The following is a 17,046-nucleotide window of genomic DNA, read 5'->3' as shown; positions in this document are numbered from 1 at the left end:
TCCTAAATCAGCCTGTTTTTCTGCTTTAGCAGCATAAAAATAAAGAATGGCGCACCTAGCATAGCGGTAACTAACCCTACTGGCAGCTCTGAGGGAGCGACCAATGAGCGGGCTCCTACATCGGCTAAAGCTAAGATAATGGCACCGAGTACGGCGCTAATGGGGAGTAGACGCTTATGATCTGGGCCGATAATCATGCGGACTATATGGGGCACCACCAGCCCGATAAAGCCGATAATCCCTGTGGCGGCAACGGAGATCCCAACGCCAACAGCGCACAGAAAAATAAGCTTAAACTTTAATTGATCTACCTCGACCCCTAAATGGCGTGCTTCTGCTTCACCTAACAGTAGGGCGTTTAATGCTTTAGAGGAGCGATAGAACTGCCAACTAATCAGCAGGAGTGCCAGCAGGCTTAAGGTGACATATTGCCACTGCGCCCCAGCAATAGAACCCATCTGCCACAGTGTTAAATCCCTAAGTGCCATGTCATCAGCCAAGTAGGTTAGTAAACCGATACCAGCCCCTGCTAAGGCTGCAATAGCGACACCGGAAAGTAGCAACAGGACGACAGAGGTTCCCGATGAACTACTGGCTAAACGATAAACCACCAGTGTCGTAATTAGGCCTGCAATAAATGCCCCGAAGGCGACTGAGTACTCACCACTTCCAGGGAAAAGCACGATACAAATAGCAGCGCCAAGAGCAGCGCCGGATGAAACGCCTATGATCCCGGGATCTGCCAAAGGGTTGCGAAATAGCCCCTGCATCACGGCGCCACATTGAGCTAGCGTTGCACCGACAGTCATGGCCAGCAGTGTCCTAGGAAGGCGAACGTTATTAATGACGAGCTGTTCGTGGGGAGCGACAGCGCCAAGCTCTAAATGTGTTGCCCAGTTCAGCACCGCACTGAAACTGGTCAAGGGAGCTATCTGTAGTGGTCCAGTCACAATCGATAGTAGGCAAGTGATCACTAAAAAAGTAAGGATACTAGGCCAAAGCCAGGCGCGATTTTCCATAGTAGTTATCTTTCTCTAAAGTTTGCTGTATTTGAGATCGACTAATACTTCTGTATCTCAATAAGACTGCTTGCTAACTTATCAGCGGCTTCGAGCGAGCTTAGACCTAATCCTCCGAGCAGTGCCTGTGCCTTTAAGCTGTGGATCATCTTATGTTCACCCGCGGGAGTGTGGATAAGCAGCGGCATCTGCTTTAAGACTTTATCTGGCGCGCTCTGCTCCTCACTCTCTGAGCGGCTTGAAATTAAGATAAGATCCGGCTGAAGCGCTAGTACTCCCTCTTGAGAGAGACTTTTGTAGCCAACAAAGTCTGCGATATTTTTTCCGCCTGCGAGCTTAATGATGGTATCGGCAGCTGTTCCTTCACCGCCAACACGAACGGGCCTGTCATCTTGCAGCAACATAAACAGGATAGAGGGAACCTTGTCAGAACCTGTAATACTCACTCTTTTTTGCTTAATTGAATCGAAGGATTGGGCAACACGAAATTTAAGTGTCTCAGCCTGCTTCTGCCTGTCTAGCAGTTCACCTAGCCTATTAATATTACTTAGCAGTTGCTCTGCAGTTTCCGCCCCTGCAAGTTTTACGACTTTAATATCGGCGCCTTCTAGTACCTCTAAGGTGGTTTCCGGCCCCATGGCATCGCTTCCCAAGACCAAGTCTGGCTCTAAGGCTAAAATCCCTTCAGCTGATAGCATTCTGTGATAACCCAATTTCTCTACCGAGCTAAAGGTTTCAGGAAGTTGACTGGTGGAGTCGACTGCAACGAGCTCATCGCCAGCATCGAGTGCAATGACCAGCTCTGTCATACCTGCTCCCGCACTGATAAGGCGAGTGACTTCATTATGATGCTCTGCATCATGTGCCGAAACGCCAGCTGACAGCCCAGCCCAAAGCAAGGTTGTGGCGACTATTTTCGGCGGAATAAAGCCATTTAATTTCGTCTTGTTTAACATGATATCTCTCCAAATCGATAGATGTGTTGATGGAACTGTTGGTTACTGTTCCATCAAAATTTGAGTATTGGTTATCTGCTGCCTCTGCAGCAGTGAAAGTAAAGCCATTAAAGGTTGGACTGGCGCAGTTTTGTCAGCGGCAATAATCACCTTGGCCTCGCTCTGTTGCTGATACTGCTTGATAAAGGCGTGTTCAAACTCTGTAAACTGCTCAAAGGGTATTCCGTCGAGTGCCCAGTGAGGCTTTGTAGCAAGAACATTAATCGTGATATTTTCAACTTGATCTATCGGGGTTAGTTCAGCACTGGACTCTGTGGGAACATCCACTGGTAGGCTAAGTAGCTGAGTGTTAGCGGTGAGCAGCAAGAAGACTAAAACGATAAAGATGATGTCGATTAGAGGCGTGAGATCTAGTCCAGAAATCGTGTTATTTCCTTCATGTTTAACTTCTATCATGATGTGGTGCTCTCAGGCCTGTTTTCCTGAATCTTGTCTAAACTGGTTTGCGTCATTATCTGTTGGTGGCCAGCAGCTTCTTGACCTATTTTCATGGCTTGATCAAAACCATCTAGCCAGAGGTTTAGCTGGTTAAGTCCGTGGGCGATATTACTGCAGCGCTGCTCTGCCCAGAGGGTGAATAGGTGAGCTAAGGTGATTGCAGGTACGGCGATAATAAGTCCTGCCGCAGTGGTATTCATGGCTAACCCTAGCCCAGATGCGAGTTGCGCTGGCGTTACTGGGCCTTGTGATAATCCAAGTTGGTTAAACATCTCTATCAGTCCAAGCACAGTCCCCAATAATCCAAGTAGGGGAGTGATGATCCCCATCACCTGCAGTACTTTTAGTCCCGATTGCAGTTTTCCACGCTGTTTTAGCAGCCACAGATTGATGATCTCTTCGCGCATCTCGCGGCTCTGATCCCTATGTGTGAGTAGAAGATAGCTGCCTTTAGCCAACATGCTATTGCCTCTGCTTAGCTGGGTTAATAGCTGCTGACACTGCTCCGAGGTAGCGCTACTTGTTCCCTCTCTAAGCTTAGTTAGCCAAGTATCACGTTTAGGCAGCTCAAACAGCATAAGAGCTAGTCGCTCCAAGATGATCATCAAGGTGATGAAAGCGCAGATAAACAGCGGCCAGGTGAGATAACCTAACTGTTCACTCAGAGTGTGATAAAGCGAGTGGGGCATGGGGCGTTCCTTGATGATATGACTAATCTTCAGCTTATTTAGTTAAGGGCAAATTTAACCGGCACTCTCACGGTATAGGCGTAGGCTGTTTGTGGTGATGGAGCCGCGAATTGCCAGCTCTTTACTGCGCTCAAAGCAGCCCTATCCAGTAGGTTAAAGCCTGAACTGTTGATCAAGGTGAGGGAGAGTTGCTCTCCTATCTGATTAAACATCACTTCGATAGTTGCAGTTCCTTCAAATCCTCGTTTTCTGGCCAGTTTAGGGTAACTGGGCCGTGATGGAGGCACCGAAAAAGTGGGGCGGCTCAGGGCGATACTGGCTTGTGATACTCCCTGTTTCGCCTGGGCCTCGACTTGTTTGGAGGCTAAGTCTGCTTTGGGCTCTGTATCAGCGATTAATGTCTCTGTGTCAGCTTGTTGATTAAGCTCAGTTATTTTACTTTTCGGTTTAGTCTGTGAGGCTGAATTGTTATCTATCCTCTTTTGTTCAACCTGCTTTTTATGTTTAGCGACTTGATGCACCACTGTTTTCGGAGTGCTGGGTTTACTCTTTGGCTCAGGTGTTGTGCTTATCTCGGCTGTTTGATCCACCTTTTTCTCTACAGGCTTACTATCTACAGTTTGTGATGCCTGAGCGGCAGGTGTAGAGAGTGCGATGCTCACACTTTGGAGTGAACCCATCGCTACCCCAGCTGGGAGCTGTGGTGGTTTTCCTTGAGATGCTATGACCCCACCCTGAATGAGGGCAGTTAAACAGGCAAAGGTAAAATATCGTTTAGGTGTCATGTTTGCTGGGCTTCTTTGTTTATTACCCATTCAAGATATACGAATAGAAATAAGATCGCAAATGATAATGATTTTCATTTGATATATTTTTTACTCTCAGGTAGAGTGCCAAAAATAGACCTTATAACCACATATACCTTACATATAACTGCATAAAACTGAGAACTCGAAGATGAAGATGATGACCAAGAAGCCTGTTGTGGTTGCACTAACCATGGCTTTTAGCTCAACTGCTTACGCCCAACAAGTTGAACAAGTAACTGAATTTGATGAAGTACTAGTGACTGCTACTCGAATAGCTGAAAAAGCATCACAAAGTAGCCGCAGCGTTGCAGTTGTCGATGAAGAGGAGCTACAAGAGGCGCAGCCTGCATCTGTGGCAGAAGCATTGCAAAATGAAGCCAATGTCACTGTTAGTAATGGCCCCCGAGCCTCATCACAAGGGGTTGAGATCCGAGGCTTGGGGGGGCAGCGAGTTCTGCAGACTATAGATGGTGCCAGACAAAATACGGCCTCAGGGCACAGAGGAACTTATTTTATGGATCCTGAGCTCCTAAGCTCGGTTGAGGTAGTTCGCGGTCCAGCCAGTAGCTTGTGGGGGAGTGGTGCTATTGGTGGTGTGGTAGCGCAAAATACCAAGTCAGCTAAAGAGATGCTCGATGAAGGTGAGAGCTTTGGCGGTTACCTTAAACAAGGTTATGAAACTAATGGCGATAATGTAAAAACCAGCGGTGCAATTTATGGTGTTGCAGATCGCTTTGATTGGTTGATTAATGGGAGCTATAACGACAGTAATAATATCAAGATAGGCAGAGATCAAACCTTAGCAAACAGTGCTTCACAAAGAAGCAGTGGCTTGATGAAGTTTGGTTGGGAGCCAAGTGATGAACAGCGGTTGCAGTTCTCAGCTCGATTCTCAGATACAGACGAGTTGGTGCCTAGTAATCCTGCGGCTGAAGTGGGCAGCTCTGTCCCGCTTGTTAAGCGTAAAACGAAAGATAAAAACTTCACCTTAGAGCATAGCTTTAACCCCAGCAGTAACCCTTACTTAGATATCAAGAGTACGCTTTACTGGAACAGCACAGATTATGATGAAGACAGAGTCACTAAGGGCCAAATCGATAGCACCGAATATGAGACCTTAGGTTTTAGTATTAATAACAGCTCTATCTTTGGCGGCACAACATTGACCTATGGTGTCGATGGTTATCAGGACAAGATAAAAACAGTCAGAGATGATGCTGGTCAGGTGGGGCAGCGCCCAGGTGATATTGATGGTGAAACATCAGTTTGGGGGGCGTTTGCTAAGGCGCAGGTGACACTGACAGACTCACTGTCGTTAGAGCCAGCACTTAGATACGACACTTTTGAAAATGAAAGCAAAACGCTGTCAAAATCTTCAGATGACACAGCATGGTCTCCCTCTTTAGGTCTTGTGTGGAATACCAGTTCTTGGCTAACCCTTAGTGCACGTTACGATGAGGCTTTTCGTGCGCCGAGTTTTGAGGAGATGTACTCCACAGGCACCCACTACTGCATTCCGCCAATTCCAGGCTTTCTGCCCGGCGGTTTATGTAACACCTTCGAGATCAATCCCGATCTAAAGGCTGAAAAGGCGAAGAATAAAGAGCTGAAAGCCGATCTTCATTTCACCGATTTAGCGGGTAATGATGAGCTAGGGATCACCCTTAACGTCTTTAGAAATGATGTTGACGATTTTATTGAGCAATCGGTATCAAACCCGCTTATGGGTATTCCAGGGCTCGAGCAAACAACCTCTTGGAATAATGTCGACGAAGCTCGTCTTACTGGGTTTGAGTTTAAGACACGTTACCGCTTTAACCAGACTCGTCTGACACTTAACTATGGTCAGACAGAGGGTAAAGATAAGCGCTCTGATGAGTACTTAAGCAATATTCCAGCTAAGAAGTTTGGCGTAGATCTCTCACAGGGGATCATGGAGGGAGATATGAAGCTTGGCACACGTGTTACCCATGTGGCCCAGCAAGATCAACTACCAAGCGAGAACAAGCAAGATTACGATTCATACACTTTGTGGGATGTTTACTTAGCATGGGAGCCTGCTATGGGAACATTTGAGGGTCTTCGTGTCGACTTTGCCATTGAAAATATCGGTGATGAGGAGTATCGCCAAGCATGGCAGACTCTCTACGAACAGGGGCGAAACATGAAGCTCTCTGCCCGTTACCGTTTCTAGCATGGTCTAGTACTAGTTTTTAGTTTACAAGAGCGGATCGGCGAGCAAGGGTCAGGCCTTGCTCGTCGGTTTTAGCTTTAAAAATGGAGTCAATTGATGCAGCCCAGTAATGATGTGATACGTGAGTATTTCGACAGTCACCCCAATGCGATGCCAAGTCAGGCCGCTGCCGAACTTGGAACTTCTGAATTGGTGGTTGTATCTGCCCTGCCCGAAGAGCAGGTCTGTCTATTTCCATTAGTAGATAAAGATGAACTGCTTTCCTGTTTGCCTCACTGGGGGCCAATGACCACCATAGTCTCAGTCTCAGGCAGTATTTTTGAATTTAAGGGAGATTTTCCACAGGGGAAGTATGCCTATGGCTATTACAACTTGATCACTCAAGGTAATGGTCTGCACGGTCATCTGAGTCTTGATGGTCTTACAGCTATTGCACTGGTGAGCCGTCCATTTAGAGGAAAGGAGAGTCACTCAATCAACTTCTTTGGCAGTGAGGGGGAGATGATCTTTAAGGTGTATCTGGGACGGGACAGTAACCGAGTTCTCCTTCCTGAGCAGGTGACTCGTTTTAATGCATTGAAGGAGCGAGCCATTGCGGCCTAGCTTTACAAAATAGCGTAAGAGAGAAAATTATGTCACAAGAGCTGAAAAGTAGTGAGAGTGGAGTGTCTACTCAAGAGAAAAATCAACGTCTAAGGGAGAGATTGCTGCCTGAGATAGAGAGTTTTAAAGCTGAGCGCTCGACGTTACAGTTAGCGACTCAAAATAAAGCGGGTGTGCCCAACGCAAGCTATGCGCCTTTTGCACTGGCTGATGACGGCTTTTATATACTGGTCAGTGAGCTAGCTCGTCATGGTGTAAACCTTAAAGAGTCTTCAATGGTCTCTGTGATGTTACTTGAAGATGAGACGGAGGCTAAAAGTGTCTTCGCTCGTAAGCGACTCACTTTCGATGCTGTGGCTGAGCTAGTTGCAAGAGATAGTCTAGGATTCGACAAGGGGGTGGAAGCACTCTCGGCACGATTTGGTGAGATGATAGATAATCTAGCTAAATTGAGTGATTTTAATCTGTTTAAATTGAATCCTCAGCAAGGGCTCTATGTGAAGGGCTTTGGTCAAGCGTTTAGCCTGACAGGCTCTGAACTACTTGATGTAAATTGGAAGCGCGATGGCCACCATGGCGCTCCAGCCAAGTCTGAGTTTACAAGCTCAACAGCAGCAATCTAAAAATAACCTTCTGATACAAACAAAACCCACGTTCATACGTGGGTTTTGTTATTCTAGTAAAACCTCCTAATGTTATTGCCCTAAGGATATAGCCTTGAGCCAAGATCTCTCCTCTGCGTCCATGAATGTAAGTTCAAATACAACAGCAACGGCTCCGACTCATTCTGACAGGGATAAGTCAGCTAAACGTGCGGTACTTCCCTGGATAGGCGGTTTTCTTCGTCCCTATAAAACTCGTGTTATCGCTGCCATTATATTTCTGTTTATCGGTTCTCTTTCTTGGCTTTCTTTAGGTCAAGGAGTTCGTTTGATGGTGGATGAGGGGTTTCTGCAAGATAATGGTGAGAGGTTGAATCAGATAATCTTCCTAGTTATCGGCATCACAGCCGTCAGCAGCTCAGCAGTGTTTTGTCGATTCTACTTGATGACCTGGCTGGGTGAGCGGGTGAGCGCCGATATTCGTCTAAAAGTGTATGATCATCTACTTAAACTCTCACCAGCCTTTTATGCCAAGCTGCGAACAGGCGAGGTGATATCCCGATTTACTGCTGACTCAACTCTGCTGCAATCAGTCGTCGGTTCTAGTCTCTCAATGGCGCTTAGGGCAAGTGTGACCGTAATTGGTGGCATCGTGATGATGGCGATCACTAGTTTGAAGATGACTGGCTTAGTGTTGCTTGCGGTACCAGTAGTGTTAGGACCTATCTTCTTCTTTGGACGTAAGGTGCGAGATCTCTCCCGTCAGAGCCAAGATAGAGTGGGGGATCTGGGCTCCTATGTCGATGAAACCCTGCACGAGATACACACAGTACAAGCTTATACCCATGAAGCGCGGGATAGATCTCTGTTTGACGACCGTGTCGAAGCTGTGATGAGTGCGGCCAGTGGCCGAATAAAATACCGCTCTATCTTAATCTCCACTGTGATGTTTCTCAGTATTTTAGCTATCTCATTGGTCACTTGGGTTGGCGCGCAGGATGTGATGATTGGAGCTATTACTGGCGGCGAGCTGTCTGCATTTATGTTTTATGCTGTGATGGTGGCGGGCTCGGTTGCCACCATCAGTGAAGTGATTGGTGAAATTCAAAGAGCGGCTGGTGCAGCCGAGCGCCTGATTGAACTGGTAGAAGCCCCTGTGGATATTCCTGATGCCGAGCAGCCTTTGTTGTTACCGGCTAAGGTCACAGGTGGCCTTAAGTTAAAAGAGGTGCGTTTCGCCTATCAAAATATCCGCGAGGGTGGCGGCAAAGCAGTATTAGGTGATGAGGTGATCCGCGGTTTATCACTTAATATTCAGCCCGGTGAAAGGGTTGCTTTAGTGGGGGAGAGTGGCGCGGGGAAGAGTACCCTGTTTGAGCTACTGCAGAGATTTTACAACTTAAACGGTGGTGCAATAGAGCTAGATGGGGTCGACATTGCTCAGTTGAAGCTTCAAGATCTGCGTCAGCAATATGCCCTTGTTCCACAAGACTCGGTCATCTTCGCCATGAGTGTGCTAGAGAATGTGCGTTACGGCAGACTCGATGCCAGCGAGGAGGAGGTGATCGCAGCGTGTAAGGCCGCTCGAGCCCATGAATTTATCAATGAGTTTAGTGATGGTTACCAGACCTATTTAGGTGAACGCGGCGTTAGGTTATCCGGCGGCCAGAAGCAACGTGTCGCCATTGCCAGAGCCATACTTGCCGACAGGCCGATACTGCTACTCGATGAAGCTACAAGTGCACTAGATGCCATCAGTGAGCAGCAGGTTAAGCAAGCGCTGGAAACCTTGATGGAGGGCAAGACCACACTGATCATCGCCCATCGCCTAGCAACGGTACTCAATGCCGATAGGATCCTTGTGATGGACAAGGGAGAGCTAGTCGCAACTGGAACTCATCAAGAGTTGATGCAATCGAGTGAGCTTTATCGTGAGTTTGCGAGTTTGCAGTTGATAACAGAAACTTAGGGGCTTATCGGATAATAAGCCCATTAAATATCTTTTTGATTGGTTTCATTGGGCTGGTTTTGGTGTTTAGAGGTTTATAGGGAACCGTAACCTCTATATTAATCAATTGCTTGCAGCATGCCGATGTGTAAATACTTCTGCGGGGCGCTATAAATATGTCCCTATACGCTCGACGGTGGCATCTGATGTGAATGGATTCACAAATGCCGTGGTGACAGGATGTCATAGAACGGCCTTGCCACCAACGCCCACAGCTGCATTCACACCTGAGTGTTTATCTCTTCGACTTCAGCCGATTAGTTACGACCTAGTTGCTCTTTAATAAGAAGTGTTTGATGTTGTAAAAAGGTATGGTTTTTTGGATTTTGCTAATTTCAATGCTGTGAGATGGCTTTTCTAGGGACGAGTAAGGGAAGCGCCAAAGTTATGCATTTAGCTATTGACGCCATAGTCTTTTGTTATGCTTTTTATTTGGCCATACTTACTTGGTCGATGCCTAAATTTAACTCAGACAATAAAGCAAGCAACCCTTTAATATTCTCTTGACTAGAACCTTCATTAGCCAATCTTAACCTTTTTACTCCAGAGAAGGCATCTCCTACAGTAGCTGTATAAGGTGCGTTTACTTCCTTGTCAATAATCACTTCACCAGACGCTTTATCTGTTAGAACATATTTAACGATTGTAGTAACTGTCATATCAAACCCAAAACTTGGCTGATCTATTTCCAGCATTTCAACAGATAAATCGTATTTACCATCTTCTGAATATAGCCCTTCATTTTTTAGACTCTGTTTTATGGCACCAGAAAATGCTTCATCACTGATTTCCGAAGTCCACACTGGGTTCGTTTCTTCTCCGCCAGTCACGGAAGATAGCATTACATTTTCTTTAATTTCAGAAGAGTATTCATGCTTATCGCCCTTATAAATCATATTTTCTACTTGAGCGCCTGATGCACAACCCGCTAGATAGAAACAAGTTGCCATTGCTAAAGTACTTTTTATAAATTTCATTAGTATTCCTTTATTAATTAAATTTACCTGCGATATTGCAGACTATTGAGTGAAAATATAACGCCCGCAGCTAGGAAGTCCCCAGATAATTTTTTTACAATCAATTAGTAGACACGCATGGTGCTGTTTGAGCTAATTAATCTGGCCAAAAACAAACTAGAACAACACCATGAGCGACATTACAATACTACATGAATCACTCACCAATCAATGCTCTTCCATCCACAAGAAACGCCTTAATTCTCTTATGGTTGCTATAGAATCATTGCTAGACAGCCCCCGTATCTTCCCGACTGATGAGAAAAAGCATTACATAGAGGTCAGTGCTGCGTAGGGAAAATTACTGACACTAAGACATAAAGAGATAAAGCCACATCGAAGAGAAAAATGAACAGGTGTAGATGCGGCTGCGAGTTTTGGTTTCAAGGATGAAACCGTAAAGCGGCCATGGATGGCTTCACAGCGTCTCGCAGAAGTAACTGCATATTCCCCCGCTGGAGGCGATAGATAACAATGAAGGTACAACCTTCAAACACAACACCAAATATCAAACCAGCCAGAAGCTAAACAAGAAAATGTAATCAGCCTTCATTCGAAGGTTAGCCAACTTTGGGGCAGTAATCAGTTACGAAACCCTACCAAGTAAAGATAAATCGAAGAGACAAATGAACGGGTGTAGGTGCGGCTGCGAGTTTTGACAGCATGGCCAGAAATGTTCCCTACATTTTCCGGCATTTCCCACATCCTTTTGGGTCAGATGCTGTCGTCGAGCTTACATGGAAGTATTCAACACAATTTATTGTGGGTGGCCCTATTTATTTCCTATTTATTGTTCAACTTTCTCAATCAAGTATTGATATAACCATATTGAGACTAATGAGAATAAGCAGTAGCGCAAACATTTTTTTGAGTATGGTAACTGGAAGGTAATATGCCAGTTTAACCCCGTAAGGTACCGTTAAAAAACTTGTTATAGAAATTAAGAGTACCGCTGGGAGATAAATATAACCGACCGCATAGTTTATAAGTGAAGTACTATTCCAGCCGTGAATTAAGTAGCCTAATGTTCCTGCTACTGAGATGGGGAGTCCAATGGCTGCTGAAGTGCCAATTGCTTTTTTTATTTCAATGCTTCGCCCTGCTAAGTAGGGGACAGTTAGCGATCCGCCTCCAATAGAAACCAATGCTGATATTGCACCAATTCCTGAGCCTGCCAAAAACATATTTCCTGTATTTGGTATTCTTTGATCTGACTTAACTGTTTTACTGAATAACATTTTCATCGACACATAAGCCATAAATAGGGCAAAAAAAAGTGCGAGATAAAAGGCATCGACTTTAGAAGCGATAAAGGTTGAGGCGAAAGTTCCCAAGAAAATCCCAGGTAACATGTTCGTAACGACAGGCCAAAGGATACCTTTTTTAGCATTGTGAGCACGTAAATTTGATAGTGATGTAACGATAATTGCTGCCATTGATGTCCCCAAAGCTAAGGGAACGACAGTATTCATTGCAATACCTTGGTTTAAAAATATGGCAGTCAACATAGGCACCATTATCCCCCCACCGCCAATACCGAATAGACCCGCTGCAAAGCCTACAAGTGCCCCTAATAATAGAAATGAGCATATAACATCAATTTGAAACATCTTATTTTTCCAACTTATCTAGTCTAAGAAATCAATGCTAAAGAAATTTGAGAATGGTAAGGTATCGATTATTTGTAAACAAATATCGATTATATGCCAAAAATGATTGAACTTACCCCATCGAATGAGTCTATGAAGCCTCTTTCTAGACCTATCGTGGTTGTAAATCGAGAGTTGTTTATTCATTCAACCGTTAAGAAACATCGCCATACTTGGGGTCAGTTTGTTTATGCAAGTCGTGGAGTGCTAGCTGTTGCGACTACAGTAAGTCGTTATATAGTGCCACCTGAGCAAGGGGTTTGGGTGACCCCCAATACCTGCCATGAAGTGACGGCAATAAGTGATGTGGAGTTGACGAGTTTCTATTTTGACAATACTGTTCTTAGCGGGTTTCCTGAGTGTTGTTGTGTACTCAATGTGGAGTTTTTTTTGAAGGTATTGATTGTAGAATCTAAGAGCATTGATGGAGACTATGAATGGTCTGGTGTCGATGGCCGACTACTCAGACTTATTCGAGATAAGCTAATTGTCGCGATAAAAATACCCTTACAACTTCCTTATCCAAAGGATTCTAGGCTGCTTGCGATACTAACTCAGTTACAGCTCGAACCGTCAAATCGTAATAACTTAGTACAATGGGGGAACATTGTTGGTGCTTCGGCTCGCACGTTATCACGGCTATTTAAAAATGAAACGGGCTTAACTTATAGTGAATGGAGGCAAAGATTTAATGTTCAAGTAGCAATCACCAAATTATCTTCTGGAGAAACGGTTAGCAATATATCACTTAATCTTGGTTATGAGTCTCCTTCATCTTTTATCTACATGTTCCGAAAACTTACCGGAGTAACACCAGGGTTTTATAGTCAGCTAGGTTAAATTTTTAACTACATCTCCCCATAGCAAAGGCTCTAAAAGTTTCAAGTTGGATTCTATTTTTTGCACAATAAAAGCTCAGAATAAGGGCCAAAGGAGTCATTTACAGCAATGAAGGATTGACCTTCACATCACAAGCCAATACCACTTCAGCCAAAAGTTAACACGAAGAAGTGTAATCAGCCTTCATTCGAAGGCTGGCTAATTCTTGAAGGGTCTTATCAGTCGTCTAACCAATCCATATTGGGTAGTGCATCCAAATGTTGGTCATAACGTTTTGCGTTAAAAGAGGCCTCGTTTTCCATGATATCGAATATTTCGACAGCTAGTGCGCAGGCTATCCATTTAATCGCTTCTTCACGAGGTGTTCCTGTCATGACCAAACGCATCAAGGTCGCTTTGACCTTCTTAGGCTCTCCATCGGCTATCTGGTTTTCGACTGTCTCAATTAATGTCTCTTCAGTCATGTAGTTGTCTTGTTGATTGTCCACTGTCACTTCTCTGTTATCTACTTAACACCATTATGCCACATGTGTAGATAGGGGAGTCATCGCTTTGAAGATAACAAAATTTTTGTTGATGGAACTCTAAAGGCACAGCATTTTAGCTGACGTGAAAATATGGGGCATTGTCGCTGAAGAGGCTAGATCTGTAATTGAGGCTAGTTTTGCACTCAAGGATGATTGGAATGGGGAGGTCGGTATTCGAGCTCCTAGGTTCTAGGTCCTAGGAACTCGCCGCTTTATCTTAGCCTTCCCTTAGTTCTCGTCTTAGGATCTTGCCGACCGTTGATTTAGGTAGGGCATCAACAAATTCGATAATGCGAGGGACTTTATAGGCAGTTAACTGTGCTCGGCAGTAGCTTTCAAGCTCTGCTCTGGCTGCTTCTTGGTCTGAACTTTGATCATTTAATACGATAACCGCTTTGACCTTTTCGCCTGCACGTTCATCTTTTACGCCGATAACGGCACACTCTAAGATAGCGTCGTGGTTGGAGAGCACATCTTCAATCTCGTTGGGGTAGACGTTAAAACCTGAGACTATGATCATATCTTTGATACGGTCGACTATTTTATGGAAGCCGTCGCTGGTTGCTACGCCGATATCGCCAGTTTTAAAGAACCCATCTTGGGTCATCACCTTGGCGGTTTCCTCTGGTTTGTTCCAGTAGCCTTGCATCACTTGAGGACCGCGTACTGCTACTTCGCCACTTTCACCTAATGGAACCTCGTTATCATCGGTATCGAGAATCCTGACCTCAGTGCCAATGACTGGCTTGCCTATGGTGCCTATCTGTTCAAGCCCTGGTGAGTTAAGTGATACAACGGGTGAGGTTTCAGAGAGTCCATAACCTTCAGAGATGGTGCAGCCTGTGGTTTGTTGCCATACATTTGCCGCTGCTTGGGTCAGGGCGGTGCCGCCTGAGATGGTCACTTTGAGGTGAGAAAAGTCTAAGGCTTTAAACTCTGGCTGATGACAGAGGCCAACAAAGAGTGTGTTTAAGCCTGCAAAACCGCTGAATTTGTAGTTAGAGATGGTTTGGATTAGTGATGAGATATCTCTGGGATTGGGGATTAGTACCGAGCAGGCACCTCGCTCAAAATAGAGCACCAAGTTCACCATAAACGCGTAGATATGGTAGATGGGAAGCGGAGCAACGAAAATCTCTTCACCCTTGATAAGCTTGTCGCCGACACGGGATTTTATCTGCATGGCATTAGCGATAAGGTTGCCGTGGCTCAACATGGCACCTTTAGAGAGTCCCGTAGTGCCACCTGTGTACTGCAGGGCGGCAAGTTGTTCAAGTTGGCTGGTAATTGGCTGGTAGTTAAGTTCAGCCCCTTGGCTCAAAATATGATGGAATGTCAGTGTCGCAAAGGGAACCTCTGGTTGAGGCTGAGCCTGCTCTTGTGGTGCGTGTAGATCAAGAGCATGGGTTGAGATCACTGTCTCTATATCGGTTTTGGCGACCACGTTTGTTAGTGTGGGCAGAAGATCTGACAGTACCACTAATGCTTTGGCGCCAGAGTCGTTAAATTGATGAATGAGTTCACGCTCTGTATAGAGTGGGTTAGTGTTTACTATCACCATTCCTGCTCGTATAGCACCATAGGCGGCAATAACAAACTGAGTAATATTGGGCAGCTGGATGGCGATGCGATCACCGACATTTAAGCCTTCAATGCTCTGGAGGTAGGCGGCAAAGTAACGCGAGTCTCGCTCTATTTCGCTAAACGATGTGTGGTGTCCAAGGCAAGCATAAGCCGTTTTGTCACCGTACCTATCACTTGTCTGCTCTATCAGATCGATAAGAGAGGTGTATTGGGTGAGGTCAAGTTGCTGATCTGAGTCGTACGCCATGCTGATTGCCCTTTTAAAGTATTGAAGACTTTCTTAAAAACACCGTTTGTCTGCTTTGAGCTTCTATTTTTATAAAATCAAACAGGTGTTTAGATTAGTGCTAAAAATAGCCTTAGGTCAATAGGAATTACGAAATAGATCATGGTTGAAATGCTTGCTATCAGTTTGTAAGGATTAGAGTTTATACTCAGCTCTGGTTTGAGAAGATATTTTTATTTAGCAAAGTATGGGGTTAGCGTGTAACCCCATGATGGTAGCGAGCTAGAGCGGCCCAAAAAAGTTGGATTGTTGAGATACGCTACTGTCAGTTTGGCTGATGTCAGTAACAGAAAATGTGATCGGGGTGCGTGTCGACATAAGCTGATCGGTATCGGTTTTGAGTGTGACTGGATAATCCAGCTGCTCTCCAGGTTTTATCACCAGCTCAGCACTACCTACTAACATAAGCTGAGGTTTGTCTATTGAGAGTCGATATTGCCTAGTTTGCTGGGTTTTATTGCGTATTTTGAGGGTGTAGCTGTTCTCTATCTGGCTCTGGGCCGTTTCCCGATATAGATTTTGTCTGTCACGAAGCACATTGAGCTGTATATCACTCTTATTAGCCATGTCTACACCTATCACAACTAGCATGATAAAGGCTGAGAGACCGTATCCAATAAATTTAAGTGAGGTATAAATAGGCTGGCTTTTACCTTTAAGTGAGTTCTCGCTGACATAGGATATAAGGTTTTTTTGGTAGCCAAATTTGTCCATGGTTTGGTTACAGGTATCGACACAAGCCCCGCAGTTGATGCATTCATATTGCAAACCATTGCGGATATCGATCCCCGTTGGGCAAACATCGACGCAAAGGTGACAGTCGACGCAGTCGCCTAACTCTGTCTCCTGTTTACGTTTTCTTGCACCTCGGCTTTCACCTCGGTTGGCATCATAGGTAACCGTTTTGGTATTGGCGTCAAACATTACCGATTGAAATCGAGAGTATGGGCAGCAGTGTAGGCACATCTGCTCGCGCATCCAGCCCGCATTAAGATAGGTACAGATAGCGAAAAACCATACCCAAGTTGTGACCCAAAAACTGGCCTCTAAGCTAAAAATATCGCTATAAAGTTCCCGTGCAGGGACAAAATAGGCGATAAAGGCGCAGCCTGTTAGTAGGGCGGTAAGCCCCCAAGCTGTGTGTTTAGCCACTCTTTTTACGATTTTTTGACGAGTCCAGGGGGCTTTGTCTAGTGCGATCCGCTTATTTTGATTGCCCTCTAAACGTGTCTCTATCCAGACATACATAAAGGTCCATGCTGTCTGGGGGCAGAGGTAGCCACACCAGACTCTGCCCCAAAACACTGTGGTAAAGAAAAGCAGAAAGGCTGCGGCAATAAAGACCCAAGCTAACACAGTAAAATCCTGAGGCCAGAGTGTGGTGCCAAAGAAGATAAATTGCTGCTCACTTAAGTTGAACAGTATGGCTTGATGGCCTTGGTAGGAGATAAAAGGCAGTAGGAAAAAGAGGATAACCAGGAGGCTGTTAGTGGCGGTGCGTATTCGTTGAAATCTGCCTTTCTGCTCACGAATATGGATTTTACCCGAGGCTAATGGCGTTTTCTTACTGTGTTTGACCGATTGAGGTGCTGGAGAGATAGGGATCTCTCTAAACTCAATGCGCTGCTCAGGTGCAGGGTACCTGTGCACTGCTTGAGCGGAGGAGGCGGTGACGGGATCGATATTGTTATGGCTTGTTTTGTTATTGCTCATCTGATCTCTCTAAGGGGGAAACATACTCAACACTTCCCTCACTCATAGCAAAC

The 17,046-nt window shown here is 45.3% G+C and carries 15 protein-coding genes; 5 read left to right on the top strand and 10 right to left on the bottom strand.

Annotated features, from left to right (window positions below):
* Positions 1-2: 2 nt before the first annotated feature.
* Genes SWOO_RS20570 through SWOO_RS20550 form a run of 5 tightly spaced genes read right to left on the bottom strand, consistent with a single transcriptional unit; the run spans position 3 to position 3,947 of the window.
* Positions 3-1,019: a FecCD family ABC transporter permease gene (locus tag SWOO_RS20570; RefSeq protein ID WP_012326594.1), complete on the bottom strand. Its 1,017-nt coding sequence runs from the start codon at positions 1,017-1,019 to the stop codon at positions 3-5.
* A gap of 41 nt (positions 1,020-1,060) precedes the next feature.
* Positions 1,061-1,975, bottom strand: a complete 915-nt coding sequence (locus SWOO_RS20565) for a heme/hemin ABC transporter substrate-binding protein (protein WP_012326593.1) — start codon at positions 1,973-1,975, stop codon at positions 1,061-1,063.
* 42 nt (positions 1,976-2,017) lie between these two features.
* Entirely contained in the window at positions 2,018-2,431 is a 414-nt protein-coding gene (locus tag SWOO_RS20560) for an ExbD/TolR family protein (protein ID WP_012326592.1), read from the bottom strand.
* Positions 2,428-3,162 (bottom strand): MotA/TolQ/ExbB proton channel family protein, encoded by a 735-nt coding sequence (locus tag SWOO_RS20555; RefSeq protein WP_012326591.1) that lies wholly within the window; start codon positions 3,160-3,162, stop codon positions 2,428-2,430. The genes SWOO_RS20560 and SWOO_RS20555 overlap by 4 nt, the downstream gene beginning before the upstream one ends.
* Positions 3,163-3,200: 38 nt before the next feature.
* Positions 3,201-3,947, bottom strand: a complete 747-nt coding sequence (locus SWOO_RS20550) for an energy transducer TonB (RefSeq protein WP_012326590.1) — start codon at positions 3,945-3,947, stop codon at positions 3,201-3,203.
* A 181-nt stretch (positions 3,948-4,128) separates the two neighbouring features.
* On the opposite strand from SWOO_RS20550, the gene SWOO_RS20545 reads away from it, so the two are divergent.
* The 4 genes from SWOO_RS20545 (at position 4,129) to SWOO_RS20530 (ending at position 9,339) form a co-directional block, all read left to right on the top strand.
* The gene (locus SWOO_RS20545) at positions 4,129-6,165 is read left to right on the top strand and encodes a TonB-dependent hemoglobin/transferrin/lactoferrin family receptor (protein WP_041418312.1); all 2,037 of its coding nucleotides are present in this window, start codon (positions 4,129-4,131) and stop codon (positions 6,163-6,165) included.
* Between the two features lie 96 nt (positions 6,166-6,261).
* Complete coding sequence (gene hutX, locus SWOO_RS20540; RefSeq protein WP_012326588.1) at positions 6,262-6,768, top strand: heme utilization cystosolic carrier protein HutX; 507 nt, start codon at positions 6,262-6,264, stop codon at positions 6,766-6,768.
* Between the two features lie 29 nt (positions 6,769-6,797).
* Positions 6,798-7,391: a heme utilization protein HutZ gene (gene hutZ, locus SWOO_RS20535; RefSeq protein WP_012326587.1), complete on the top strand. Its 594-nt coding sequence runs from the start codon at positions 6,798-6,800 to the stop codon at positions 7,389-7,391.
* A gap of 121 nt (positions 7,392-7,512) precedes the next feature.
* Positions 7,513-9,339: an ABC transporter transmembrane domain-containing protein gene (locus SWOO_RS20530; RefSeq protein ID WP_195742999.1), complete on the top strand. Its 1,827-nt coding sequence runs from the start codon at positions 7,513-7,515 to the stop codon at positions 9,337-9,339.
* Positions 9,340-9,806: 467 nt separating this feature from the next.
* On the opposite strand, the gene SWOO_RS20525 is transcribed toward SWOO_RS20530, so the two are convergent.
* Entirely contained in the window at positions 9,807-10,355 is a 549-nt protein-coding gene (locus SWOO_RS20525; protein WP_012326585.1) for a hypothetical protein, read from the bottom strand.
* Between the two features lie 842 nt (positions 10,356-11,197).
* Positions 11,198-12,004 carry a sulfite exporter TauE/SafE family protein gene (locus tag SWOO_RS20520; RefSeq protein WP_012326584.1) on the bottom strand — a complete coding sequence of 269 codons (807 nt, stop codon included), beginning with the start codon at positions 12,002-12,004 and terminating at the stop codon, positions 11,198-11,200.
* A 93-nt stretch (positions 12,005-12,097) separates the two neighbouring features.
* Here SWOO_RS20520 and SWOO_RS20515 point away from each other — a divergent pair, with 93 nt between their 5' ends.
* Positions 12,098-12,883: an AraC family transcriptional regulator gene (locus SWOO_RS20515; protein ID WP_012326583.1), complete on the top strand. Its 786-nt coding sequence runs from the start codon at positions 12,098-12,100 to the stop codon at positions 12,881-12,883.
* A gap of 218 nt (positions 12,884-13,101) precedes the next feature.
* Here SWOO_RS20515 and SWOO_RS20510 read toward each other — a convergent pair whose 3' ends face one another.
* The 3 genes from SWOO_RS20510 to ccoG all read right to left on the bottom strand — a co-directional run bounded on the left by SWOO_RS20510 (position 13,102) and on the right by ccoG (position 16,993).
* Complete coding sequence (locus tag SWOO_RS20510; RefSeq protein ID WP_012326582.1) at positions 13,102-13,371, bottom strand: hypothetical protein; 270 nt, start codon at positions 13,369-13,371, stop codon at positions 13,102-13,104.
* Between the two features lie 256 nt (positions 13,372-13,627).
* Positions 13,628-15,241, bottom strand: coding sequence for an AMP-binding protein (locus tag SWOO_RS20505; protein ID WP_012326581.1), 1,614 nt, complete (start codon positions 15,239-15,241; stop codon positions 13,628-13,630).
* A 261-nt stretch (positions 15,242-15,502) separates the two neighbouring features.
* Positions 15,503-16,993, bottom strand: coding sequence for a cytochrome c oxidase accessory protein CcoG (gene ccoG, locus SWOO_RS20500; protein WP_012326580.1), 1,491 nt, complete (start codon positions 16,991-16,993; stop codon positions 15,503-15,505).
* Between the last annotated feature and the right edge of the window lie 53 nt (positions 16,994-17,046).

This window comes from Shewanella woodyi ATCC 51908 (genome assembly GCF_000019525.1).
In the GTDB taxonomy this organism is placed as follows: Bacteria; Pseudomonadota; Gammaproteobacteria; order Enterobacterales; family Shewanellaceae; genus Shewanella; species Shewanella woodyi.
This window is presented reverse-complemented; position numbering and strand designations above follow the sequence as displayed.